Annotated in this window: 22 protein-coding genes, 5 tRNA genes and 1 pseudogene; 18 read left to right on the forward strand and 10 right to left on the reverse strand. The window is 71.5% G+C overall.

The genetic code is table 11. From position 1 onward, the window contains the following. The 4 genes and pseudogenes from ACZ407_RS26260 to ACZ407_RS26275 form a co-directional block, all read right to left on the reverse strand. Positions 1-140: pseudogene (locus tag ACZ407_RS26260) on the reverse strand (ATP-binding protein); the annotation flags it as partial. Then, a complete protein-coding gene (locus ACZ407_RS26265; RefSeq protein ID WP_455402987.1) occupies positions 121-516 on the reverse strand; it encodes a DUF742 domain-containing protein in 396 nt (131 codons plus the stop codon). The gene ACZ407_RS26265 and the pseudogene ACZ407_RS26260, both read right to left, overlap by 20 nt. Before the next feature lie 152 nt (positions 517-668). Further along, a complete protein-coding gene (locus ACZ407_RS26270) occupies positions 669-1,082 on the reverse strand; it encodes a roadblock/LC7 domain-containing protein (RefSeq protein ID WP_468132585.1) in 414 nt (137 codons plus the stop codon). 9 nt (positions 1,083-1,091) lie between these two features. Beyond that, positions 1,092-4,895: a sensor histidine kinase gene (locus ACZ407_RS26275; RefSeq protein ID WP_468132351.1), complete on the reverse strand. Its 3,804-nt coding sequence runs from the start codon at positions 4,893-4,895 to the stop codon at positions 1,092-1,094. 574 nt (positions 4,896-5,469) lie between these two features. On the opposite strand from ACZ407_RS26275, the gene ACZ407_RS26280 reads away from it, so the two are divergent. The 9 genes from ACZ407_RS26280 (at position 5,470) to ACZ407_RS26320 (ending at position 9,417) form a co-directional block, all read left to right on the forward strand. Next, complete coding sequence (locus tag ACZ407_RS26280) at positions 5,470-5,655, forward strand: hypothetical protein (RefSeq protein ID WP_468132353.1); 186 nt, start codon at positions 5,470-5,472, stop codon at positions 5,653-5,655. 96 nt (positions 5,656-5,751) lie between these two features. Further along, the gene (locus ACZ407_RS26285) at positions 5,752-6,528 is read left to right on the forward strand and encodes a fumarylacetoacetate hydrolase family protein (RefSeq protein ID WP_468132355.1); all 777 of its coding nucleotides are present in this window, start codon (positions 5,752-5,754) and stop codon (positions 6,526-6,528) included. Further along, positions 6,521-8,002 (forward strand): glutamate--tRNA ligase, encoded by a 1,482-nt coding sequence (gene gltX, locus ACZ407_RS26290; protein WP_468132357.1) that lies wholly within the window; start codon positions 6,521-6,523, stop codon positions 8,000-8,002. Before ACZ407_RS26285 ends, gltX begins: the two co-directional genes overlap by 8 nt. A gap of 117 nt (positions 8,003-8,119) precedes the next feature. Next, the gene (locus ACZ407_RS26295) at positions 8,120-8,848 is read left to right on the forward strand and encodes an HAD family hydrolase (RefSeq protein ID WP_468132359.1); all 729 of its coding nucleotides are present in this window, start codon (positions 8,120-8,122) and stop codon (positions 8,846-8,848) included. 85 nt (positions 8,849-8,933) lie between these two features. After that, positions 8,934-9,005: transfer RNA gene (locus tag ACZ407_RS26300), tRNA-Gln, on the forward strand. Positions 9,006-9,032: 27 nt separating this feature from the next. After that, positions 9,033-9,105 (forward strand) — tRNA-Glu (locus ACZ407_RS26305). A 61-nt stretch (positions 9,106-9,166) separates the two neighbouring features. After that, a tRNA-Glu gene (locus tag ACZ407_RS26310) sits at positions 9,167-9,239 on the forward strand. An 18-nt stretch (positions 9,240-9,257) separates the two neighbouring features. Next, positions 9,258-9,329, forward strand: a tRNA-Gln gene (locus ACZ407_RS26315). 15 nt (positions 9,330-9,344) lie between these two features. After that, positions 9,345-9,417: transfer RNA gene (locus tag ACZ407_RS26320), tRNA-Glu, on the forward strand. A 293-nt stretch (positions 9,418-9,710) separates the two neighbouring features. Here the strand turns inward: ACZ407_RS26320 and ndgR are convergent. After that, on the reverse strand, positions 9,711-10,427 hold the full coding sequence (gene ndgR / locus ACZ407_RS26325) for an IclR family transcriptional regulator NdgR (RefSeq protein ID WP_114054338.1): 717 nt from the start codon (positions 10,425-10,427) through the stop codon (positions 9,711-9,713). Positions 10,428-10,571: 144 nt separating this feature from the next. Between ndgR and leuC the strand changes: the two genes are divergently transcribed. The 4 genes from leuC (at position 10,572) to ACZ407_RS26345 (ending at position 13,790) form a co-directional block, all read left to right on the forward strand. Continuing rightward, entirely contained in the window at positions 10,572-12,005 is a 1,434-nt protein-coding gene (leuC, locus tag ACZ407_RS26330; protein ID WP_468132361.1) for a 3-isopropylmalate dehydratase large subunit, read from the forward strand. Between the two features lie 5 nt (positions 12,006-12,010). After that, positions 12,011-12,604 carry a 3-isopropylmalate dehydratase small subunit gene (leuD, locus tag ACZ407_RS26335; protein ID WP_468132363.1) on the forward strand — a complete coding sequence of 198 codons (594 nt, stop codon included), beginning with the start codon at positions 12,011-12,013 and terminating at the stop codon, positions 12,602-12,604. 137 nt (positions 12,605-12,741) lie between these two features. Continuing rightward, positions 12,742-12,969 carry an SCO5555 family protein gene (locus ACZ407_RS26340; protein WP_468132365.1) on the forward strand — a complete coding sequence of 76 codons (228 nt, stop codon included), beginning with the start codon at positions 12,742-12,744 and terminating at the stop codon, positions 12,967-12,969. Positions 12,970-13,112: 143 nt separating this feature from the next. After that, positions 13,113-13,790, forward strand: coding sequence for an HU family DNA-binding protein (locus ACZ407_RS26345; protein ID WP_468132367.1), 678 nt, complete (start codon positions 13,113-13,115; stop codon positions 13,788-13,790). Positions 13,791-13,919: 129 nt separating this feature from the next. On the opposite strand, the gene ACZ407_RS26350 is transcribed toward ACZ407_RS26345, so the two are convergent. Next, a complete protein-coding gene (locus ACZ407_RS26350; RefSeq protein WP_468132369.1) occupies positions 13,920-14,123 on the reverse strand; it encodes a hypothetical protein in 204 nt (67 codons plus the stop codon). 9 nt (positions 14,124-14,132) lie between these two features. Then, positions 14,133-14,756: a 2-phospho-L-lactate guanylyltransferase gene (gene cofC / locus ACZ407_RS26355; protein WP_468132371.1), complete on the reverse strand. Its 624-nt coding sequence runs from the start codon at positions 14,754-14,756 to the stop codon at positions 14,133-14,135. Between the two features lie 209 nt (positions 14,757-14,965). On the opposite strand from cofC, the gene ACZ407_RS26360 reads away from it, so the two are divergent. Genes ACZ407_RS26360 through ACZ407_RS26370 form a run of 3 tightly spaced genes read left to right on the forward strand, consistent with a single transcriptional unit; the run spans position 14,966 to position 17,922 of the window. Then, positions 14,966-15,718 (forward strand): lysophospholipid acyltransferase family protein, encoded by a 753-nt coding sequence (locus ACZ407_RS26360; RefSeq protein ID WP_468132373.1) that lies wholly within the window; start codon positions 14,966-14,968, stop codon positions 15,716-15,718. Continuing rightward, positions 15,715-16,725: an NAD(P)H-dependent glycerol-3-phosphate dehydrogenase gene (locus tag ACZ407_RS26365; RefSeq protein ID WP_468132375.1), complete on the forward strand. Its 1,011-nt coding sequence runs from the start codon at positions 15,715-15,717 to the stop codon at positions 16,723-16,725. Before ACZ407_RS26360 ends, ACZ407_RS26365 begins: the two co-directional genes overlap by 4 nt. A gap of 39 nt (positions 16,726-16,764) precedes the next feature. Further along, positions 16,765-17,922 (forward strand): D-alanine--D-alanine ligase family protein, encoded by a 1,158-nt coding sequence (locus tag ACZ407_RS26370; protein ID WP_468132377.1) that lies wholly within the window; start codon positions 16,765-16,767, stop codon positions 17,920-17,922. A 19-nt stretch (positions 17,923-17,941) separates the two neighbouring features. Here ACZ407_RS26370 and ACZ407_RS26375 read toward each other — a convergent pair whose 3' ends face one another. After that, positions 17,942-18,427 carry a DUF3515 domain-containing protein gene (locus ACZ407_RS26375; protein ID WP_468132379.1) on the reverse strand — a complete coding sequence of 162 codons (486 nt, stop codon included), beginning with the start codon at positions 18,425-18,427 and terminating at the stop codon, positions 17,942-17,944. A 20-nt stretch (positions 18,428-18,447) separates the two neighbouring features. Next, a complete protein-coding gene (locus ACZ407_RS26380; protein ID WP_468132381.1) occupies positions 18,448-18,681 on the reverse strand; it encodes an Lrp/AsnC family transcriptional regulator in 234 nt (77 codons plus the stop codon). Positions 18,682-18,938: 257 nt separating this feature from the next. On the opposite strand from ACZ407_RS26380, the gene ACZ407_RS26385 reads away from it, so the two are divergent. Both ACZ407_RS26385 and thiD read left to right on the forward strand, forming a co-directional pair. Next, positions 18,939-19,916, forward strand: coding sequence for a thiamine-phosphate kinase (locus ACZ407_RS26385; protein ID WP_468132383.1), 978 nt, complete (start codon positions 18,939-18,941; stop codon positions 19,914-19,916). Further along, the gene (thiD, locus tag ACZ407_RS26390) at positions 19,913-20,716 is read left to right on the forward strand and encodes a bifunctional hydroxymethylpyrimidine kinase/phosphomethylpyrimidine kinase (RefSeq protein ID WP_468132385.1); all 804 of its coding nucleotides are present in this window, start codon (positions 19,913-19,915) and stop codon (positions 20,714-20,716) included. The genes ACZ407_RS26385 and thiD overlap by 4 nt, the downstream gene beginning before the upstream one ends. Positions 20,717-20,901: 185 nt before the next feature. Here thiD and rpmB read toward each other — a convergent pair whose 3' ends face one another. Beyond that, on the reverse strand, positions 20,902-21,087 hold the full coding sequence (gene rpmB / locus ACZ407_RS26395; protein WP_064070327.1) for a 50S ribosomal protein L28: 186 nt from the start codon (positions 21,085-21,087) through the stop codon (positions 20,902-20,904). Positions 21,088-21,172 lie beyond the last annotated feature (85 nt).

Raw genomic sequence — 21,172 nt, forward strand, 5'->3', positions numbered from 1 at the left:
CGCAGGGGGTTGATCTCGGAGACGGCGCCGACGAACGTGGTCTTGCCCACGCCGAAGCCGCCCGCCACCACGATCTTCGCGGAGGTGGTGGAGCGGGGCGCCCCACCGACGGAACCTCCGTTAGAGCTTGCGAAGTCCACTGAGCACCCTTTCGAGGAGCGTTACATCCGGCGTTCCGCCGGCCTCGCCGTTGCCCGGCTGGTGGATGGCCACCATTCCGGCCTCCGCCAGGTCGGCGACGAGGATGCGGGCGACGCCGAGCGGCATCTGCAGCAGTGCCGAGACCTCGGCTACCGACTTGACCTCCCGGCACAGCGTGCAGATGCGCTGGTGCTCGGGCAGCAGGCCCGAGAGGTGGACCGGGTCGGCCGTGGTGCTGACCAGCGCCTCGATGGCGAGCTGGTAGCGGGGCCGGGTCCGGCCACCGGTCATCGCGTAGGGACGCACCAGCGGCTGGTCGCCTTCCGCGTACGACTGGTCGCCGTACGAATCGGAGAAGGCGGGGGGCGGGGTCATTGATCCTCCGGGCTGGACAGCAGAGGTCAGCCTGCCGTCGTAGAGGGCCGGTGGGGGGACGGGGGTTCTCGGCCTGACGGTGGTACTGGAAAAGGTCCGGGTACGCCCCGGTCCCCCGGCCGGGAGTACCGCCCGGCCGGAGGAATGGCGGTCTAGATGAGGAGGCTGCCCTGGAGCTCGGCGCGCAGGTCCGGAGTGAGGACGCTGCCCGCCCGGTCCACCAGGAGGGCCATCTCGTAGCCCACGAGGCCGATGTCGCACTCGGGGTGCGCGAGCACGGCCAGCGAGGACCCGTCGGAGATGGACATGAGGAAGAGGAAGCCGCGCTCCATCTCCACCACGGTCTGGTTGACGTGGCCGCCTTCGAAGATGCGGGAGGCACCGGCGGTCAGCGAGGTCAGACCGGACGCGACCGCCGCCAGCTGGTCGGCGCGGTCCCGCGGGAAGCCCTCGGACATCGCCAGAAGGAGGCCGTCGGCGGAGACCACCACGGTGTGGGACACCCCGGGGGTGTTGTCCACGAAATTGGTGATCAGCCAGTTCAGGTTCTGTGCCGCCTGGCTCATGGAACTCAACTAACGCTCCTGCTGGTGAGTGGGGCCGGTGCGGTAACTGCCGGTGGCCGGACCGTTGTTGCCCGCCTGGCGACCCTGCTGGATACCCCGGCGGAGGTTGGTGAGGCGGCCGCGCACGTCGTCCGGCGCACGCGAGACCTGCGGACCGGACTGCGTGTCGGGCTGCTGCTGGGCCGTGCCCGCCACCAGGTTCGCACGGGGGACCCGGCGGGGCAGACCCGAGGTGGTGATTCCGCCCGCGGCCGGCTGGCGCACCCGCTCGGCCTGCTTCATCAGCTCGTCGTTGGGGGAGCTGCGCCAGGTGACCGTCGGGGTGGCACCCGTGGCCGTCAGCGCGTCGTTGCCGCGCTCCTGGACCGGCTGCTGCGGGGCCTGGGGGGCCTGCTGCGGCGCGGGGGCCTGCGGCGCGAACGGCTGCTGCTGGAACTGCGGCTGCGGCTGCGGCGGGACGGCCGGTCCGGCGGACTGGGGCGGCAGCCCGGCGTCCGCGCGGTACCAGTTCGACTCGAGGGTGTCGAAGAGCGGGGTGCGGGCGTCGCCCGGTCCGCCGGCCGGCGGCAGCGCCTCCGGCTGGTGGGCCTGCGGCAGCTGCGGAGCGTCCGCCCGCGGCGCCTGCACGGCCGGGAACTGGCCGGTGGACTGCTGCGGGGGGAACGGCTGCGCAGCCGGGCCGCCCTGCTGCCCGTAGCCGCCGACACCCGGGCCGCCGGGACGCGGGGCCTGGAAGTCGGGCCGCTCGAACTGGGCCGTGGACGCAGGGTCCTGGACCGCCGGCACCTGCGGCCGGGCGAACTGGCCGGTGGTGGAGCCGGACGGGAGGTCCGGGCGGGCGAACTGGCCCGTCTGGGACGGGTCCGCGGCACCCGGGACCTCGGGCCGCGCGAACTGGCCGGTCGTGCTGCCGCCCTGCGGCAGCGGCGCGTTGAAGTCCGGCCGGGCGAACTCGGCGGTGGAGCCGGGGCCCTGGCGGTCGTCGTGGCCGCGCGGGGCGTCCTGGCCGCCGCGGGCCGCCTGGTCGGCACCCCAGCTGGTGGTCTGCGGGGCGGTGCCCGGCAGCTCGCCGCGCGAACCGCCGCGCGGCGGCAGCTGCGGGCGGGCGCTGCCGTCCGCGCGCAGCGGACCGGTGGGGGCCGCGGGGGCGGCCGGGCGCTCCGGCGCCTGGGGCCGCTCGAAGCCGCTGCCCTGCGGGAAGCCCGCGGAGGCGGGCTGCGGCGCGGCCGGACGGCTCGGCGAGGGCTGCGGGCCGCCCTGGAGCAGACCGCCCTGCTGGCCCGCCTGCGGACCGCCCTGCGCACCGCGGCCGGGGCTCATCGGGGCACCCGCGCCGAAGGCGTTCGGCGCCTGCGGGCGCTGGCCGCCCTGGCCCGGACCCTGCGGACGGCCGCCCTGGGGACGCCCGCCCTGGCCCGCGCCGGCGAGCTGCCCGCGCTGCTGGCCGCCGGCGAGCCGGCCGCCCTGGGGACCGCCCTGCGGGGCGCCGCCGCCCGGCCGGCCGGCCGCGGGGGCCTGGCCGCCCTGGGCCTGGGGCTGGCCCTGGCCGGGAACCTGGCCCGGCTGGCCGGCGCCCGGGGCGCCCGGCTTGCGGCCGCCCTGGGCCACGTCGACGGGCAGCATGACGAGGGCCGTCGTACCGCCCGAGTCGGACGGGCGCAGCTGGATGCGGATGCCGTGTCGCAGGGACAGGCGGCCGACCACGAAGAGGCCCATGCGGCGGGAGACGGAGACGTCCACGGTCGGCGGCGAGGCGAGCCGCTCGTTGATCGCGGCCAGGTCCTCGGGGGACAGGCCGATGCCGGTGTCGTGGATCTCGACCAGCACCCGGCCGTCCGGCAGGGCGTGACCGGTCACCTTGACCTTGGTCTGCGGGGAGGAGAACGAGGTGGCGTTCTCCAGCAGCTCGGCGAGGAGGTGCACGAGGTCGTTGACCACGCGGCCGGCCACGTCGGTGCCGGGCACCGAGGCCAGCTCGATGCGCTCGTACTGCTCCACCTCGGAGGCGGCGGCACGGAGCACGTCGACCAGCGGGACCGGGCGGGTCCACCGGCGGCCCGGCTCCTCGCCCGCGAGGACGAGGAGGTTTTCGCCGTTGCGGCGCATGCGGGTCGCGAGGTGGTCGAGCTTGAAGAGCGAGGACAGCTGGTCCGGGTCGGCCTCGCGGGACTCCAGCTCGGAGATGAGCGAGAGCTGGCGCTGGATGAGGCCCTGGGAACGCCGCGAGAGGTTGGTGAACATCGCGTTGACGTTGCCCCGGAGCAGGGCCTGCTCGGCGGCGAGGCGGACCGCCTCGCGGTGCACGTCGTCGAAGGCCGCGGCCACCTGGCCGATCTCGTCGCGCGAGTGCACACCGACCGACTCCACGGACGTGTCCACGTCCTGCGGGTCGGACTCGGAGAGCTGCTTGACGAGCTCCGGCAGGCGGTCCTGGGCGACCCGGGTCGCGGTGTCCTGGAGCCGCTTCAGCGAGCGGATCATGGAGCGGGCCACCACGAAGGCGCCGACGAGGGAGACGCCGAGGACGAGGAGGATCAGCGCACCGTTGATGATGGCGTCGCGCTGGGACTCGTTCTTGAGGTTGCGCGCCTCCTGCTCCATGTCGTCGAGGAGCGAGAGCTCCACCTTCTTCATGGCGGTGAGCTTGACGTCGGCCTGGTCGTAGAAGTCCATCCAGGAGCGCGGCTTCTCCTTGGCGAACTGACCCTGGGTGCCGAGGATGCGGCGCTCGTAGTGCTCGGCCGCGGAGATCTCGGCGTGGCCGTCGTTGAGGCTCTCGGTGAGGTCCTCGGCCTTGCCCTGGTACACGAGGTCGAAGGTCTTGCGGGCCTGCCCCTCGCTCTTGAGGGCGGCGAGCGCGTAGAGCCGGTCGTTCTCGGTGAGCGAGCCGGGCTTGGCGTTCGACTCCGGCAGGGCGGCGGAGATGACCGCGCGCTGGATGGACGCGTACTCCTTGGCGGAGGAGAACGCCGCCAGGGCGCGGGTGCGCTTGATCATCTCCGGGCTGGAGGTGGCCTGCGCCATGTCCTGGGAGAGGCTGAGCAGCGAGAGGATCAGCTGGTTGTACTCGGAGACGGTCTGCTGGGCGCCGTTCTCGTACGCGTGCTTGCGGATGTCCTCGATGGTCATCAGCTGCTGGCTGATCTGGAGCACGTTCGAGCGGATCGACTCGAGGGTCTCGTCGCTGCGCTCCTGCTCGTCGATCGACTGCGTGGCGTCGACGAAGGCGGTGGCGGCGTCGTCCGTGTTCTTGCGGACGCTGTCGACCAGGCTGTTGGCCTTGCCCTTGCTGTTCTTCAGCGGGCCGGCGGACTTGTCGCGCTCCTCCTGGAGCGCGGAGGCCAGCGCGGTGGCCTGCTTGGTCATCGTGGTCAGCAGCTGCATGTGCTCCAGCTGCTGGATGTCGGTCATCGACTCGTTGATACGGAGGCCACCGAGCGAGGTGGCGGCGACGACCGGCAGGGCGAGCAGCGACACGAGTCGCGTGCTGATGCGCCAGTTCTGGAGGGCGAGCCGGGAGCCGGACCCCTGGGGGGCCGCGGCGGCGGGTATCGCCTGGTCCTGCGGCGCCTGGGGCTGGTCCTTCAGGCTCTTGTTCCGGCCCTTGCCCTTGGCCTTGCCCCGGGCCTTCGCCGGAGCGCCGGGCTCGGTGGCCGCACCGGCGGCGACGCCGCCCGCAGCCGGCCCGTGGTTCTGGGCGTGCTGGGGCGAGGAGCCACGGTCGTTCGCGCCGCGCGGCTCCTGCTCCGCCGCAGCTTCCCCTCGGCCCTGGCGGGCCTGGGGAGACCCATCCTTCTTGAAACGTCCCTGCACTAGCGTCGCAACCTCTGGACCAGGCGTCCCCCCGCGAGCGGTGGGACGGTGTCGAGTCGATGGGGCACTAACGAGCCCCATGGTGGTCGTCGGTGACCGGCGCTTCTCCCCTTTCACGACCGCCGCTCGGCGCTGCGTTGCGCCCGGTGCGCGCCGGCTGAATCCCGCGGCGGTCCCCGGAATTCCAGCACAGTGCCGGATCTCCAACAAGGTGCGAGTAGCGCACCTCTTGATCCGTGACCGCTTGTGACGGGGGTGCTACGCGACGTGGAAGTCGTTCTTGGAGAAAACGGACTATTTCTTATGAATCACTTACGCGGTCCGGGTGTCCCAGTCGCCATGATCAGGAGCGGAATGGAGCATTCAGTGGCGCAATGTCCGTTTTTCCGGGCCGGATTGACTGTCCGTTATGGCCCTAATGCCCGCCTGCTGGTGAGCAAACTCACACACCCGGAGCCGCTACTTCCCCACATCCGCGGGGAGTCGGATGTTTAGCCTGGCTGTTTACAGGCATCGCACATCCGACAACCGGCGCCCGCGGGGTGCCCGTCACCGACAGGGTTCCGAGACAGCAATGAAGACGACGATGATGTTCCGCAACATAGCCAACCCGCGCCGCACCACCCTCGCGCACCTGAAGGACGCCGAGGAACTGCAGGGCGCCCCGGCCCCGGAGCACACCGTCGAGCTGCCGGCCCAGACCGCCAACCCGCGCCGCACCGTCCTGATGGTCGCCCCCGCCGCCGTCGCCGCGGAGTAGTCCGCCCGCGACGCAACGCGATCCCGCACGGCCCGCCGCGTTAGCCTGGATCGGCAGACTCCAGACAGCGGAACACAAGAGGGGCAGACGCAACACGTGCGCATCGCCAGGTTCTCGATCGACGGCAACGTCGCCTTCGGCGCCGTAGAGGGGTCAGCCCCCGACGAGCTCGTCCTCGACATCATCAAGGGCATCCCCTTCGCGGACTTCGAGCTCTCCGGCACGAAGGTCGCCCTCAGCAAGGTTCGCCTGCTGCCGCCCGTGCTCCCCAACAAGGTCGTGGCCATCGGCCGCAACTACGCGGAGCACGCGGCGGAGCTCGGCAACGAGGTCCCCGAGGCCCCCATCACCTTCTTCAAGCCCTCCACCGCCGTGGTCGGCTCCGGCGACCCGATCGTCTACCCCTCGTTCTCGCAGGAACTGCACCACGAGGCCGAGCTGGCCGTCGTCATCGGCCGCATGTGCCGCGAGGTCCCCCGCGAGCGGGTCAAGGACGTCATCCTCGGCTACACCTGCGCCAACGACGTCACCGCCCGCGACGTCCAGCAGCGCGAGAAGCAGTGGGCCCGGGCCAAGGGCTTCGACAGCTCCTGCCCGCTCGGCCCCTGGATCGAGACCGAGCTCGACCCCTCGGACCTCGCGGTCCAGTGCACCGTCAACGGCGTCCAGCGCCAGCTGGGCCGCACGAGCGAGATGGTCCGCTCCATCGAGGACCTCGTCGTGCACATCACCGAGGCCATGACGCTGCTCCCCGGCGACGTCATCCTCACGGGCACCCCGGCAGGGGTCGGCCCCCTCAACGTCGGCGACGAGGTCGCCGTCACCATCGAAGGCATCGGCACTCTCACCAACAAGGTGATCAAGCGTGGCTAGCGCATCTCCCGTACGCGTACGGTTCTGTCCCTCGCCGACCGGCAACCCCCACGTGGGCCTGGTCCGCACCGCCCTGTTCAACTGGGCGTTCGCCCGGCACCACGGCGGCACGTTCGTCTTCCGCATCGAGGACACCGACGCCGCGCGCGACTCGGAGGAGTCGTACCAGCAGCTCCTCGACTCGCTGCGCTGGCTCGGCTTCACCTGGGACGAGGGCCCGGACGAGGTCGGCGGCCCGCACGCCCCCTACCGTCAGTCCCAGCGGATGGACATCTACGCGGGCATCGCCGAGAAGCTGCTCGACGGCGGGTACGCGTACCACTGCTACTGCACCGCCGAGGAGCTCGACGAGCGCCGCGAGCTCGCCCGCCGCGAGGGCCGCCCCTCCGGCTACGACGGCACCTGCCGCGTGGTGACCCCCGAGCAGAAGGCCGCGTACGAGGCCGAGGGGCGCACCTCCATCGTGCGCTTCCGGATGCCCGACGAGCCGATCACCTTCCAGGACCTGGTCCGCGGCGAGCTGACCTTCACCCCGGAGAACGTGCCGGACTACGGCATCCTCCGGGCCAACGGCGCCCCGCTCTACACCCTGGTCAACCCGGTCGACGACGCGCTGATGGAGATCACGCACGTCCTGCGCGGCGAGGACCTGCTGTCCTCCACCCCGCGGCAGATCGCCCTCTACAAGGCGCTCATCGAGCTCGGCGTCGCCAAGGAGATCCCGCAGTTCGGCCACCTGCCGTACGTGATGGGCGAGGGCAACAAGAAGCTCTCCAAGCGCGACCCGCAGGCCTCGCTCAACCTGTACCGCGAGCGCGGCTTCCTCCCCGAGGGCCTGCTGAACTACCTCTCGCTGCTCGGCTGGTCCTTCTCCAAGGACCAGGACATCTTCACGCTCGACGAGATGGTCGCGAAGTTCGACATCACGGACGTGAACGCCAACCCGGCGCGCTTCGACCTCAAGAAGTGCGAGTCGATCAACGGCGACCACATCCGCAGGATGGACCCGAAGGCCTTCGCGGACGCCTGCACGCCGTGGCTGCAGGCCCCGCACGCCAACTGGGAGCCGGAGGACTTCGACGCCGCGGCCTGGGAGCGCATCGCGCCGTACGCCCAGACCCGCGTCACCGTCCTGTCGGACATCACCGCCAACGTGGACTTCCTGTTCCGCAAGGAGCCCGTCGAGGACCAGGCCTCGTGGGACAAGGCGATGAAGGGCGAGCCTGCGGCCCTGCTGGCCACCGCCCGCGAGAAGCTCGACGCCGCGGACTGGAACGACCCCGAGTCGCTCAAGCAGGCCGTGCTCGACGCCGGCGAGGCCCACGGCCTCAAGCTGGGCAAGGCCCAGGCCCCGGTCCGGGTGGCCGTCACCGGCCGCACCGTCGGCCTGCCGCTCTTCGAGTCCCTGGAGATCCTGGGCAAGGAGCGCTCGCTCGCCCGCATCGACGCGGCCCTGGCCAAGCTGGCCGGCTGAGCCGTTCGTCACGTCCCCGGCCCGCGCCGGGGGACCGTCCTGCGCAGGGGCGGTCGCCGGCCTCTCATTTTCCGAGAGGCCCGGCGGCCGCCCCTGCGGCGTTGTAGCGTCGGTCACATGCCGATCCGCGCCGTGCTCTGGGACATCGACGACACCCTCTTCGACTACACGGGAGCCGACCGCACCGGCCTGGCCCGGCACCTCGCGGCCGAGGGGCTGGCCGGCCGCTTCGGCGACGACGCCGAGGCCCTCGCCCTGTGGCGCCGGGTGACGGAGACCCACTGGGCGCGCTTCGCCGCCGGCGGCATCTCCTTCGAGGACCAGCGGCGCGAGCGGGTGCGCGAGTTCCTCGGCGAGCCGGACCTGGACGACGACGCCGCCGACGCCTGGATCGAGCGGTACATCGGCCACTTCAAGGCGGAGTGGGTGGTGTTCCCCGACGTGGTGCCGGTGCTGGACCGGCTGGCGGACAGCCACCGGCACGGGGTGCTCTCGAACTCCACCCTCGCCAACCAGGACCCCAAGCTGCGCGCCCTGGGCCTGCGGGACCGCTTCGAGGTGCTCCTGTGCGCCGCCGAGCTGGGCGTCAGCAAGCCGGAGCCGGAGGCCTTCCTGCTCTCCTGCAAGGCGCTGGGGCTGCCGCCGGAGGAGGTGGCCTACGTGGGCGACCAGCCGGAGATCGACGGCAGGGGGGCCCGGGACGCCGGGCTGCTCTCCTTCTGGCTGGACCGGGACGGCGGCCGCGGCCCGGCACCCGAAGGAGTGCACCGGATCACCGGCCTGCACTTTCTCCCGGATCTGCTGGCCGTGGATACCCGTTTTGGAGCACGGTCAGACATCCGGTAATGTTCTTTCTGCGCCGCCGAGCGGGCCGAAAGGCCGGACGGAGGCGCCGCTCGAAAGAAAGTCCCGACAAGGGATTGACTTTCGGTGGGGTATAGTGTAATTGGCAACACGAGGGTTTCTGGTTCCCTTATTCTAGGTTCGAGTCCTGGTACCCCAGCGCAGTGCAGCAGTAACGCAGTGCTTAGCCCCCGTTGTGTAGCGGCCTAGCACGCCGCCCTCTCAAGGCGGTAGCGCCGGTTCGAATCCGGTCGGGGGTACAGATCCTTCCCGCGAGGTCTCCTGGGTAGCTCCCGGACGTCTCGATGCAGGATCGCTAGGGCCCCCGTTGTGTAGCGGCCTAGCACGCCGCCCTCTCAAGGCGGTAGCGCCGGTTCGAATCCGGTCGGGGGTACTGAGGTCTAGACCTCATTGGGCTATGGTGTAATTGGCAACACGAAGGTTTCTGGTTCCTTTGTTCTAGGTTCGAGTCCTGGTAGCCCAGCGCAGTAACTCGCAAGCCCCCGTTGTGTAGCGGCCTAGCACGCCGCCCTCTCAAGGCGGTAGCGCCGGTTCGAATCCGGTCGGGGGTACGCACGGAGAAGGCCCCTCGCGTTCATCGCGAGGGGCCTTCTTCCTTTTCCCGTACGCCCGTACGCCCGTACGCCCGTACGCCCGTACGCCCGTACGCCCGTACGTCCCGCGCACGAGCCCCGGCCGCGCCCCCCGCCGTGTCCCGGCGACAGGACGCCCGGCGCCCGTCCGCCGCCCCTATCCGGAACCGGGGCGCCCGCGCAAGCAGAAGGTGCCCGGAGGCGCCTGTGCGGACGTGTGCGGCGTCGCAGGCGCCCCGGGCACCGGGGAGGGCGGGCAGAATCGGAACCGGTCAGCCGGCGCGGCGCAGGGCCTCGGTGAGGCGCGCGGCCGCGTCGATGACCGCCTGGGCGTGCATCCGGCCCGGGTGGCGGGTCAGGCGCTCGATCGGCCCGGAGACCGACACGGCGGCAACCACGCGGTTGGAAGGGCCGCGCACCGGCGCCGAGACGGAGGCCACGCCGGGCTCCCGCTCACCGATCGACTGCGCCCAGCCGCGGCGCCGGACACCGGAGAGGGCGGTGGCCGTGAACCGGGCGCCCTGCAGGCCGCGGTGCAGCCGCTCGGGCTCCTCCCAGGCCATGAGGATCTGAGCCGCCGAACCGGCCTTCATGGGCAGCGTGGAGCCCACCGGGACGGTGTCCCGCAGGCCGGACAGCCGTTCGGCCGCCGCCACGCAGATGCGCATGTCGCCCTGTCGCCGGTAGAGCTGCGCGCTCTCGCCGGTCACATCGCGAAGGTGCGTGAGCACCGGTCCGGCCGTGGCCAGCAGCCGGTCCTCGCCGGCCGCGGCGGCGAGCTCCGCCAGCCGCGGTCCGAGGATGAACCGGCCCTGCATGTCCCTCGCCACCATCCGGTGGTGTTCCAGTGCCACGGCCAGACGGTGGGCCGTGGGTCGTGCAAGCCCTGTCGCCGCGACCAGCCCGGCGAGGGTGGCCGGACCGGACTCCAGTGCGCTCAAAACCAGAGCTGCCTTGTCGAGAACGCCGACGCCGCTAGAGTTGTCCATGCAACGATATTCACGTCTCACACTGTGAAACGCAAGTTCAAATTTTCCAAGAACCCGCCAGTCTGTATGTGCGGACCCACGAGCAACGGGGTTCAGGGTCTCTAGCAAGTGCCGGCAGCTCAGCCGCCGGCCGGAGGGAAGGCGATGGGTAGGACACTCGCGGAGAAGGTCTGGGACGACCATGTCGTCCGGCGCGCCGAGGGCGAGCCCGACCTCCTCTTCATCGATCTGCACCTGCTGCACGAGGTGACCAGCCCGCAGGCCTTCGAGGGGCTGAGGCAGAACGGCCGCAAGGTCCGGCGCCTCGACCTCACCATCGCGACCGAGGACCACAACACCCCCACCCTCGACATCGACAAGCCGATCGCGGACCCGGTCTCCCGGGCCCAGCTGGAGACGCTGCGCCGCAACTGCGCGGAGTTCGGCGTCCGGCTGCACTCCCTGGGCGATGTCGAGCAGGGCGTCGTCCACGTGGTGGGACCGCAGCTGGGACTGACCCAGCCCGGCACCACCGTGGTCTGCGGTGACTCCCACACCTCCACGCACGGCGCCTTCGGGGCGCTGGCCTTCGGCATCGGCACCAGCCAGGTCGAGCACGTGCTGGCCACCCAGACGCTGCCGCTGGCCCGTCCGAAGACCATGGCGATCACGGTCACCGGCGAGCTGGCCGAGGGCGTCACCGCCAAGGACCTGATCCTGGCGATCATCGCCAAGATCGGCACCGGCGGCGGCCAGGGCTACATCCTGGAATACCGCGGAGAGGCCATCGAGAAGCTCTCGATGGAAGCCCGCATGACCATCTGCAACATGTCGATCGAGGCCGGGGCCCGGGCGGGCATGATCGCCCCCGACCAGACCACCTTCGACTACCTCCAGGGGCGCGACCACGCCCCGCAGGGCGCCGACTGGGACGAGGCCGTCGCCTACTGGAAGACCCTGCGCACCGACGAGGACGCGGTCTTCGACGCCGAGGTCGTCATCGACGGCTCCGCGCTGTCCCCGTTCGTCACCTGGGGCACCAACCCGGGCCAGGGCGCCCCGCTGTCCGCGAGCGTCCCCGACCCGGCTTCGTACGAGGACGCTTCGGAGCGCCTGGCCGCCGAAAAGGCCCTGGAGTACATGGGGTTGACCGCGGGCCAGCCGCTGCGCGAGATCAAGGTCGACACCGTCTTCGTAGGTTCCTGCACCAACGGCCGCATCGAGGACCTGCGCGCGGTCGCCGGCATCATCGAGGGCCGCAAAGTCGCCGACGGCGTACGCATGCTGATCGTGCCGGGCTCCGTCCGCGTGGCCCTGCAGGCGGTCGAAGAGGGCCTGGACAAGGTCTTCAAGGAGGCCGGCGCCGAATGGCGGCACGCGGGCTGCTCCATGTGCCTCGGCATGAACCCCGACCAACTGGCCCCGGGTGAGCGCTCCGCGTCCACCTCCAACCGCAACTTCGAGGGCCGGCAGGGCAAGGGTGGCCGCACCCACCTGGTGTCCCCGCAGGTCGCCGCCGCGACCGCGGTCCTGGGCCACCTGGCCTCGCCCGCCGACCTCGCCGGTTCCCCGGCCGTCCCCGCCCCCTCCGGAGTCTGAGAGCCATGGAAGCCTTCACCACCCACACCGGCCGGGCCGTGCCGCTGCGCCGCAGCAACGTGGACACCGACCAGATCATCCCGGCCCACTGGCTGAAGAAGATCACCCGCGACGGGTTCGAGGACGGGCTCTTCGAGGCCTGGCGCAAGGACCCGGAGTTCGTCACGAACCGCCCAGAGCGCCAGGGCGCGACCGTACTGGTCGCGGGCCCCGACTTCGGTACCGGCTCCTCCCGCGAGCACGCCGTCTGGGCCCTGCAGAACTTCGGCTTCAAGACGGTGATCTCCTCCCGCTTCGCCGACATCTTCCGCGGCAACTCGCTGAAGAACGGCCTGCTGACCGTCGTCCTCCCGCAGGAGACCGTCGACCGGCTGTGGGAGCTGACCGAGGCCGACCCCACCGCCGAGATCACCGTGGACCTCGTCGCCCGCCAGGTGCGCGCGGCTGGAATCGAGGCCGAGTTCGAACTCGACGACAACGCGCGCTGGAGGCTGCTGGAGGGTCTGGACGACATCTCCCTCACCCTTCAGAACGAAGCCGACATTGCCCGGTACGAAAGCTCCCGGCCGGCCTACAAGCCGCGCACGATTCAGGCCTGATTCCTGCCTGATCAGCGCTTATTCGCCAGTCGGCGAACGCCGTGCGAACACTGTGCCCCCTGCCCTCCGGCAGGGGGCACAGTCGTATGTTGAGGCCCTGTGAGGCGACAACTCGCCCCAGATGGCACAATCTGTGCATGGAACGCGACAGTCAACTCGAGCTCTACGAACTCGTCGCGGACCGGCTGAAAGAAGCGCACACAAGGGTGCGCGCACTGCAAGTCCCGGAGGGCGTAAGGATGGCGCTGACCCGGAAGCTGTTGGTCGTCACGGCCGCGGCGAAGCACGATCTCGCCGATGCGGCAAGGCGCCTGGACAGGTTGATGAAGGACCTCGACGAGGGTCGATTCCCTGAAGGCGACTGATGCGAAGGAACTCCGCAACGGTCCACATCGTTGCGGCACTAGGGTGATTAGCCCGTTTCGTGTTTGATTTGCGGTATATATCCGCCTAACGTGCGAAAAAGCTTGAACACATTCGTTCTGGCAATGTCTCCGAAGGGGAAGACGTGAACAAGGCGCAGCTCGTAGAAGCGATTGCCGACAAGCTCGGTGGCCGTCAGCAGGCCGCGGACGCTGTCGACGCGGTACTCGACGCCATGGTCCGTGCGGTCGTCGCGGGCGACCGGGTCTCGGTCACGGGCTTCGGCTCGTTCGAGAAGGTCGATCGCCCGGCCCGCTACGCCCGCAACCCGCAGACGGGTGAGCGCGTCCGGGTCAAGAAGACCTCCGTTCCGCGCTTCCGCGCCGGTCAGGGCTTCAAGGACCTGGTCAGCGGGGCGAAGAAGCTCCCGAAGGGCGACGAGGTCGCCGTCAAGAAGGCCCCGAAGGGCAGCCTGATGGCCGCCGCAGCGGGCAGCCGTACGACGGTCAAGAAGGCCGCGGCCAAGAAGGCCACGACCGCCAAGAAGGCGACGGCCACCAAGACCACGGCGGCGAAGAAGACCACCGCCGCCGCGAAGAAGACCACCGCCAAGAAGACCACGGCCACGGCGAAGAAGACCACGGCCGCTGCGAAGAAGGCGACCCCGGCGAAGACCGCGGCCAAGAAGGCCGCGCCCGCCAAGAAGACGGCCACGGCCAAGAAGACCGCGCCCGCCAAGAAGGCCGTCGCGAAGAAGGCCCCCGCCAAGAAGACCACGGCGCGCAAGACCGTCGCCAAGAAGACGACCGCCCGCAAGAAGTAACGGCGGCCGCCCTGTCACACGCCGGGCCGGTGCCCCCCGCCGGGGACACCGGCCCGCGGCATGCCCGGCGCCGCGCGCCGTCCGCGCAGCTCGGAGGGGGTGCGGGTGCGCCCGTGGAGGCGGGCGGGGTCAGAAGGTCTGCAGGGTGACGAGGGTGATCCGCAGGTCCGGGAGCGCACCCTCGGTCTCGATCCGCACCCGCTGGCCGGGCCGCAGCAGCCGCAGCCCGCCGGCGTCGAAGGCCGCCGCCGCGAAGGGCACCGGGGTGCCGTCGTCCAGCAGCACACTGCCGCTGCGGGTCTGGGAGTCGTACGTGTACGCGGTCGCCTGCATGCGCGGATTTTACCGGCGCGGGACCGGCTCCGGCACGGGGCGGCAGGCCGCCGTCCACGGACCCAGCCCCAGGGCCGCCGCGGCCCGCAGGTCCGCGCCCGTGTCCACGTCCCGGCGCACGCTCGCCACCCCGCGCAGCAGGATTTCCACGGCCCCCGAAGCGGAATGCCGGGCCCGGGAACGTCCCCCGAACGCGGGTGCCAATTCCACTCCCGGAGCGGCCGAAAGCAGCGTTGTGCCGATTCCTGCCGCATCCGCCAGAAATGCCCGGGGAAATGTCGCTGCGGTATCGAGCACGCGTTGCAATTCCCGGGGCCGCAGTGCCGGCAGGTCCGCGTTCATCGCGGCCACCGGCGCCCCCGGCCGCCCGCTTCGGGCCTCCCGCGCCCCGTGCGCCAGCGCAGCGTTGAGCCCGGCGGCCGGCAGGTCGGGCACGATCCGCGCCCCCAGCCCCGCCAGCTCCCGCCCCGCCGCGGGGTCGTCCGTGACGACCACCACATCCCGTACGGCCGCGCAGGCCAGGGCCCCGGCGACGGTGTCCATCGCGAAGGCCAGCGCCAGCGCGGGGCGGGCCCCGCCCACCGAGGCCGCGAGGCGGCTCTTCGCCAGGGAGAGCGGCTTGAGCGGGACCACCAGGGTCCAGACGGCGTTCGCGGCGGCCCCTCCTCCCCAAAGCGTTCAGGCGTGCGAGCGGGCCCCATTGTCACCCCCGGCCGCCCCGCCCGGGGTACGTTCTCCCGGCCGGGGCGTACGGTGTTCTCGACAGAGACCGGGCCGGGAGCGACACTTGTCCGTCCCACGAGGCCCCCGAGATCCGCCCGGTCCTAGAGGAAGGTGTCCGAGTGTCCCGCCGCAAAATCGGCTTCTGGTACCGCCTGGCGGCGGTCATCGCGAAACCGCCGCTGGTAGTGCTGTTCAAGCGGGACTGGCGGGGAATGGAACACATTCCGGCCGAGGGCGGATTTATCACCGCGGTCAATCACAACTCGTATCTGGACCCGCTGAGCTACGCGCACTTCCAGTACAACACCGGCCGGGTTCCCCGTTTGCTCGCGAAGGCCGCCCTCTTCAAGGCGCCTTTCGTCGGCTCGATCCTCCGCGGCACCGGCCAGATCCCCGTCTACCGCGAGACCACCAACGCCCTGGACGCATTCCGGGCCGCCGTCGACGCCATTGAACGCGGCGAATGCGTGGCCTTTTACCCCGAGGGCACCCTGACCAGGGACCCCGACATGTGGCCGATGGCCGGCAAGACCGGCGCCGCCCGGGTGGCCCTCATGACCAAGGCCCCCGTCATCCCCGTGGCCCAGTGGGGCGCGAACCTCGCGATGCCGCCCTACGCCCGGGAGAACAAGGTCCGCCTGTTCCCCCGCAAGACCCTCCAGGTGCTGGCGGGGCCGCCGGTGGACCTCTCCGCGTTCTACGACCGCGAACCCACCCCGGACGTGCTCAAGGAGGCCACCGAGGTGATCATGGCCGCCATCACGGCCCTGCTGGAGGAGCTGCGCGGGGAGCCCGCCCCCGCCCGGCCCTACGACCACCGCACGGCGCGGGCCGAACAGCGGCGCAAGGCCGCGGGGGAGGGCAAGAAGTGACACGTCCCGTCAAGGCCGCCGTGTTCGGCACCGGCTCCTGGGGCACCGCCTTCGGCATGGTGCTCGCCGACGCCGGCTGCGAGGTGACCCTCTGGGGCCGCCGCCAGGAGCTCGCCGACGCCGTCAACAACGGCCGCACCAATCCGGACTACCTCCCGGACACCGTGCTCCCGGAGAACCTGCGCGCCACCACCGACCCCGCCGAGGCCGCCCGCGGGGCCGACTTCACCGTCCTCGCCATCCCCTCCCAGACCCTCCGCGGCAACCTCGCCGAATGGGCCCCCCTCCTCGCCCCCGACACCGTGCTCGTCTCCCTCATGAAGGGCATCGAACTCGGCACCGCCAAGCGGATGAGCGAGGTCGTCGAAGAGGTCGCCAAGGTCCCCGCCGCACGGGTCGCCGTGGTCACCGGCCCCAACCTGGCCCGCGAGATCGCCGCCCGCCAGCCCGCCGCCTCCGTCGTGGCCTGCGTGGACGAGGACGTGGCCCGGCGCCTCCAGGCCGCCTGCCACACCCCGTACTTCCGCCCGTACACCAACACCGACGTGGTCGGCTGCGAGCTCGGCGGCGCCGTCAAGAACGTCATCGGCCTCGCCGTCGGCATCGCGGACGGCATGGGACTCGGCGACAACACCAAGGGCTCGCTCATCACCCGCGGCCTCGCCGAAACCACCCGGCTGGGGCTGGCCATGGGCGCCGACCCGCTCACCTTCTCCGGCCTCGCGGGCCTCGGCGACCTCGTCGCGACCTGCTCCTCGCCGCTCTCCCGGAACCACACCTTCGGCACCAACCTCGGCCGCGGGATGACCCTGGAGGAGACCATCGCGGTCACCCGGCAGACCGCCGAGGGGGTCAAGTCCTGCCAGTCGGTGGCCGATCTGGCCCGCCGCCACGGAGTGGACATGCCGATCACCGACACGGTGGTCGACATCGTCCACCACGGCAAGCCGCCGCTCGTCGCACTCAAGGAACTCATGGCGCGCAGCGCCAAACCGGAACGCCGCTGACTCCGTTCCGGAACCATCAGCGGGTACCCTCGTGGCGATATGAGCAGCGAGAACCTCCCCCAGACCCCTGAGCAGCAGGGCCGCAAGCCCCGCGTCGCCGTCGTGTTCGGCGGGCGCAGCTCCGAGCACGCCATCTCCGTCGTCACGGCCGGCGCCGTGCTGCGCTCCATCGACCGTTCGAAGTACGAGGTGCTGCCCATCGGCATCACCCGGGACGGCCGGTGGGCGCTGACCGCCGACGCCCCCGAGCGGATGGCCATCGCCGACCGCAAGCTGCCGGACGTCGAGGAGCTCGCCGAGTCCGACGAGGGCGGCGTGCTGCTGCCCGTGGACCCCGCCGTCCGCGAGGTCGTCTACACCGAGCCCGGAGCCGTTCCCAAGGCCCTGGGCGAGGTCGACGTCGTCTTCCCGATGCTCCACGGCCCGTACGGCGAGGACGGCACCCTCCAGGGGCTGCTGGAGCTCTCCGGGATCCCGTACGTGGGCTCCGGCGTGCTCGCCTCGGCCGTCGGCCAGGACAAGGAGTACATGAAGCGGGTCTTCACCAGCTTCGGCCTCCCCGTCGGCCCCTACCTGACCATCCGCCCGCGCGAGTGGGAGCAGGACCAGGCGGGCGCCCGCAAGCGCATCGTCGACTTCGCCGGCGAGCACGGCTGGCCGCTGTTCGTGAAGCCCGCCCGGGCCGGCTCCTCCATCGGCATCACCAAGGTCGACGACCTCTCCGGCCTGGACGAGGCCATCGCCGAGGCCCGCCGCCACGACCCGAAGATCCTCGTCGAGTCGCTGCTGCGCGGCCGCGAGATCGAGTGCGGGGTCCTGGAGTTCGAGGACGGCCCGCGCGCCAGCGCGCCCGCCGAGATCCCGCCGGTCTCCAGCCACGACTTCTACGACTTCGAGGCGAAGTACATCGACTCGGCGTCCGGGATCGTGCCCGCCCCGCTCACCCCGGAGCAGACCGCCGAGGTGCAGCGCCTGGCCGTCGACGCCTTCGAGGCCGCCTCCTGCGAGGGCCTGGTCCGCGCCGACTTCTTCCTCACCGAGGACGGCAGCTTCGTGATCAACGAGATCAACACGATGCCGGGCTTCACGCCGATCTCCATGTACCCGCGGATGTGGCAGGAGTCGGGCATCTCGTACGCCGAGCTCGTCGACCGCCTCATCCAGGCGGCCATGCGGCGCTCGACCGGCCTGCGCTAGAGCCCGTGGTCGGTCCCGTTCACATGGTGGACGGGACCGACTTCTTTACGGGCCCCGCGAAGAAGGTCAGCGCCCCCATGTCCGCGCCCGCCTCCGGAGCGAGCGTGACCTCGACGTACGCCTTGCGGTAGGTGGTGGTGAACCGCGTCCCGCCGTCCTGCGTGCGCTGGAGCAGCCAGCCGACGCCGTCCACATCGACCCCGTCGGCCTTCGGATCGTCCATCTCCGCGGGCCGGGGAACCGCGCAGCGCAGTACGATCGCTCCGCCACCCCACGCGGCGGTCAGCCCGGAAGCCGGTTCGGGGTCGCTCCGGTCCTTCCCGGACACCTCGGAGGGAAGCTCCTCGTGCAGCGCCGCACAGAGCTTCGCGATGTCCGCGGGCGGAGCAGGCGGAGGTTCCACCTGCACGCGCGCGTCACCTGAGGAGCACCCCGCGAGGGCCGGCAGTACGACTGCGGCCAGCGCGGGCAGCACATGGAAGGGCCGGCGGCGGAAAGACGTCACCGGCCAAGACTAGACGGGGGCTACAGATGGACGACCGGGCAGGTCAGGGTGCGGGTGATCCCCTCCACCTGCTGGACCTTGGCGACCACCATGCGCCCGAGTTCGTCGACGGTGTCGGCCTGCGCCCGGACGATCACGTCGTACGGGCCGGTCACGTCCTCCGCCTGGATCACCCCCGGGATCTTGGCGATGGACTCGGCGACGAGCGACGCCTTGCCCACCTCGGTCTGGATGAGGATGTACGCCTGTACCACGGAACCTCCAGGGCGGCCACGAGGATGATCTCCCCTAACCTTCGGATGGGGGCGGCCCCGCCCCTGACACGGCGGGACGGCCCCAGGGGAGAAGGGACGCCACGGTACCGCGTAGCCGAGGGCCGGGGGGAGACCCCCGGGTCCGGCAGCGCGCTCACCGGGGCGTACGGGGAGCAGAAGTTGACGTATCTGTTGACGGTACCTACAGCAGTGACGGCTCGCGACCGCAAGCCCACTGGGCCAGAAGGAGCACAGCGATGAAGGGCACTGTGGGCGAGCTGGGGGAGTTCGGGCTCATCCGAGAACTCACCTCCCGGCTCACCACCACCCCGGCGGTACGACTGGGACCCGGCGACGACGCCGCGGTCGTGTCGGCACCCGACCGGCGGGTCGTGGCGAGCACGGACATCCTCCTGGAGGGCAGGCACTTCCGCCGCGACTGGTCCACGGCCTACGACGTGGGCCGCAAGGCCGCCGCGCAGAACCTCGCCGACATCGCCGCCATGGGCGCGGTGCCCACGGCCCTGCTGCTCGGCCTGGTGGTCCCGGCCGAACTGCCGGTGACCTGGCCCACCGAGCTCATGGACGGCCTGCGCGACGAATGCCAGGTCGCGGGCGCCGCGGTGGTCGGGGGCGACGTCGTGCGCGGCGATGCCATCACGGTGGCCATCACCGCCCTCGGCGACCTGCGCAACCACGAGCCCGTCACCCGCGCCGGGGCCCAGCCCGGCGACGTGGTGGCCGTCACCGGCTGGCTCGGCTGGTCGGCGGCGGGCTACGCGATCCTCTCGCGCGGCTTCCGCTCCCCGCGGGCCTTCGTCGAGGCGCACCGCCGCCCCGAGCCGCCGTACCACGCGGGCCCCGCGGCCGCCGGGCTCGGCGCCACCGCCATGACCGACGTCAGCGACGGCCTGGTCGCCGACCTCGGGCACATCGCCGAGGCCAGCAAGGTCCGCATCGACCTGCGCTCGGCCGCCATCGACGTCCCCACGCAGATGAACGACATCGGCCAGGCCGTCGGCGTGGACCCGCTCCAGTGGGTGCTCACCGGCGGAGAGGACCACGCGATCGTGGCCACCTTCCCCCCGGACGTGAAGCTGCCCGCCCGCTGGAAGGTCATCGGAGAGGTCCTGCACCCCTCCGCCCAGCCGCAGGTCACCGTGGACGGCGCCCCCTGGACCAGCACCGGCGGCTGGGACCACTTCGGCGGCGAGATCGAGGACGTCTCGCCGTGACCGGCCCGCTCCCGCGCTGCCTGACCGTCGCCGGATCCGACTCCGGCGGCGGTGCGGGCATCCAGGCCGACCTGAAGACCATGCTGGCGCTCGGCGTGCACGGGATGAGCGTGGTGACCGCCGTGACCGCGCAGAACTCCGTCGGCGTACACGGGGTCTGGGAACTGCCCCCCGAGGCCGTCACGGCCCAGTACCGGGCCGTGGCGGACGACATAGGCGTCCAGGCCGTCAAGACCGGGATGCTCTCCTCCGCCGCCCTGGTGGAGACCGTCGCCGGGCTCCTGGCCGCCACCGGGGCCCCGGCCGTGGTGGACCCCGTCGGCGTCTCCAAGCACGGGGACGCGCTGCTGGCGCGGACCGCGCTGGACGCCGTACGGACCCTGCTGCTGCCCGCCGCCACCGTCGCCACGCCCAACCTGGACGAGGTGGCGCAGCTCACCGGCGTCCGCGCCGAGACCGAGGACGACCTGCGGCGGGCCGCCGACGCCGTCCTCGGGTACGGGCCCCGCTGGGCGCTGATCAAGGGCGGCCACCTGCCCGCCTCCGAGGACGCCGTGGACCTGCTCACCGACGGCGCCGAGGAGCACTGGCTGCGCGCGCCCCGCGGCGCCAACCGGCACACCCACGGCACCGGCTGCACCCTCGCCAGCGCCGTCGCCGCCGGACTGGCCCGGGGCCTCACCGTCCCCGCCGCCGTGACCGCCGCGAAGGAGTACGTCACCGGCGCCATCCGCGCGGGCTTCCCGCTCGGTGCGGGCATCGGCCCGGTGGACCACGCCTGGCGGCTGCGCACCTCCTGAAGGGCCCGCGGCTCCGAGGACCCGTCAGCCCCGGCCGCCGCGGGAACGGCGGCCGGGGCTGCGGCGCGGGCCGGAACGGCCCCGGAAGAGGCGGAAAACGGCACCGGAAAAGGCGGAAAGCCGGTCCACCAGAGGCGGACCGGCTTTCGAGGCAACCGGAAAGGGCTGCGCTACGACGTGAAGCGTCAGCGCGAGACCTTGCCGGCCTTGATGCACGAGGTGCAGGCGTTGAGGCGCTTCGGCGTCCCACTGACCACGGCACGCACGCGCTGGATGTTCGGGTTCCAGCGACGGGACGTACGGCGGTGCGAGTGCGAGATGTTGTTGCCGAAGCCCGGCCCCTTGCCGCAAACGTCGCAGTTGGCAGCCACAGGTCACTCCAAAGACTTCAGATGCACTTACAGTGAAATCCGGCGCACCGGAATCAGAGATCTGAAGTGGTTTGCCGGGGGATGG

Source organism: Streptomyces sp. NPDC030809, from assembly GCF_055572195.1.

Bases quoted from the DNA above. Each gene is read 5' to 3' on its own strand.
- leuC (WP_468132361.1), top strand. From the start codon at position 10,572: ATGGGTAGGACACTCGCGGAGAAGGTCTGGGACGACCATGTCGTCCGG.
- ACZ407_RS26295 (WP_468132359.1), top strand. From the start codon at position 8,120: ATGCCGATCCGCGCCGTGCTCTGGGACATCGACGACACCCTCTTCGAC.
- ACZ407_RS26340 (WP_468132365.1), top strand. From the start codon at position 12,742: ATGGAACGCGACAGTCAACTCGAGCTCTACGAACTCGTCGCGGACCGG.
- ACZ407_RS26280 (WP_468132353.1), top strand. From the start codon at position 5,470: ATGAAGACGACGATGATGTTCCGCAACATAGCCAACCCGCGCCGCACC.
- ACZ407_RS26270 (WP_468132585.1), bottom strand. From the start codon at position 1,082: ATGAGCCAGGCGGCACAGAACCTGAACTGGCTGATCACCAATTTCGTG.
- ACZ407_RS26385 (WP_468132383.1), top strand. From the start codon at position 18,939: ATGAAGGGCACTGTGGGCGAGCTGGGGGAGTTCGGGCTCATCCGAGAA.
- ACZ407_RS26265 (WP_455402987.1), bottom strand. From the start codon at position 516: ATGACCCCGCCCCCCGCCTTCTCCGATTCGTACGGCGACCAGTCGTAC.
- ndgR (WP_114054338.1), bottom strand. From the start codon at position 10,427: ATGGACAACTCTAGCGGCGTCGGCGTTCTCGACAAGGCAGCTCTGGTT.
- ACZ407_RS26370 (WP_468132377.1), top strand. From the start codon at position 16,765: ATGAGCAGCGAGAACCTCCCCCAGACCCCTGAGCAGCAGGGCCGCAAG.
- ACZ407_RS26350 (WP_468132369.1), bottom strand. From the start codon at position 14,123: ATGCAGGCGACCGCGTACACGTACGACTCCCAGACCCGCAGCGGCAGT.
- leuD (WP_468132363.1), top strand. From the start codon at position 12,011: ATGGAAGCCTTCACCACCCACACCGGCCGGGCCGTGCCGCTGCGCCGC.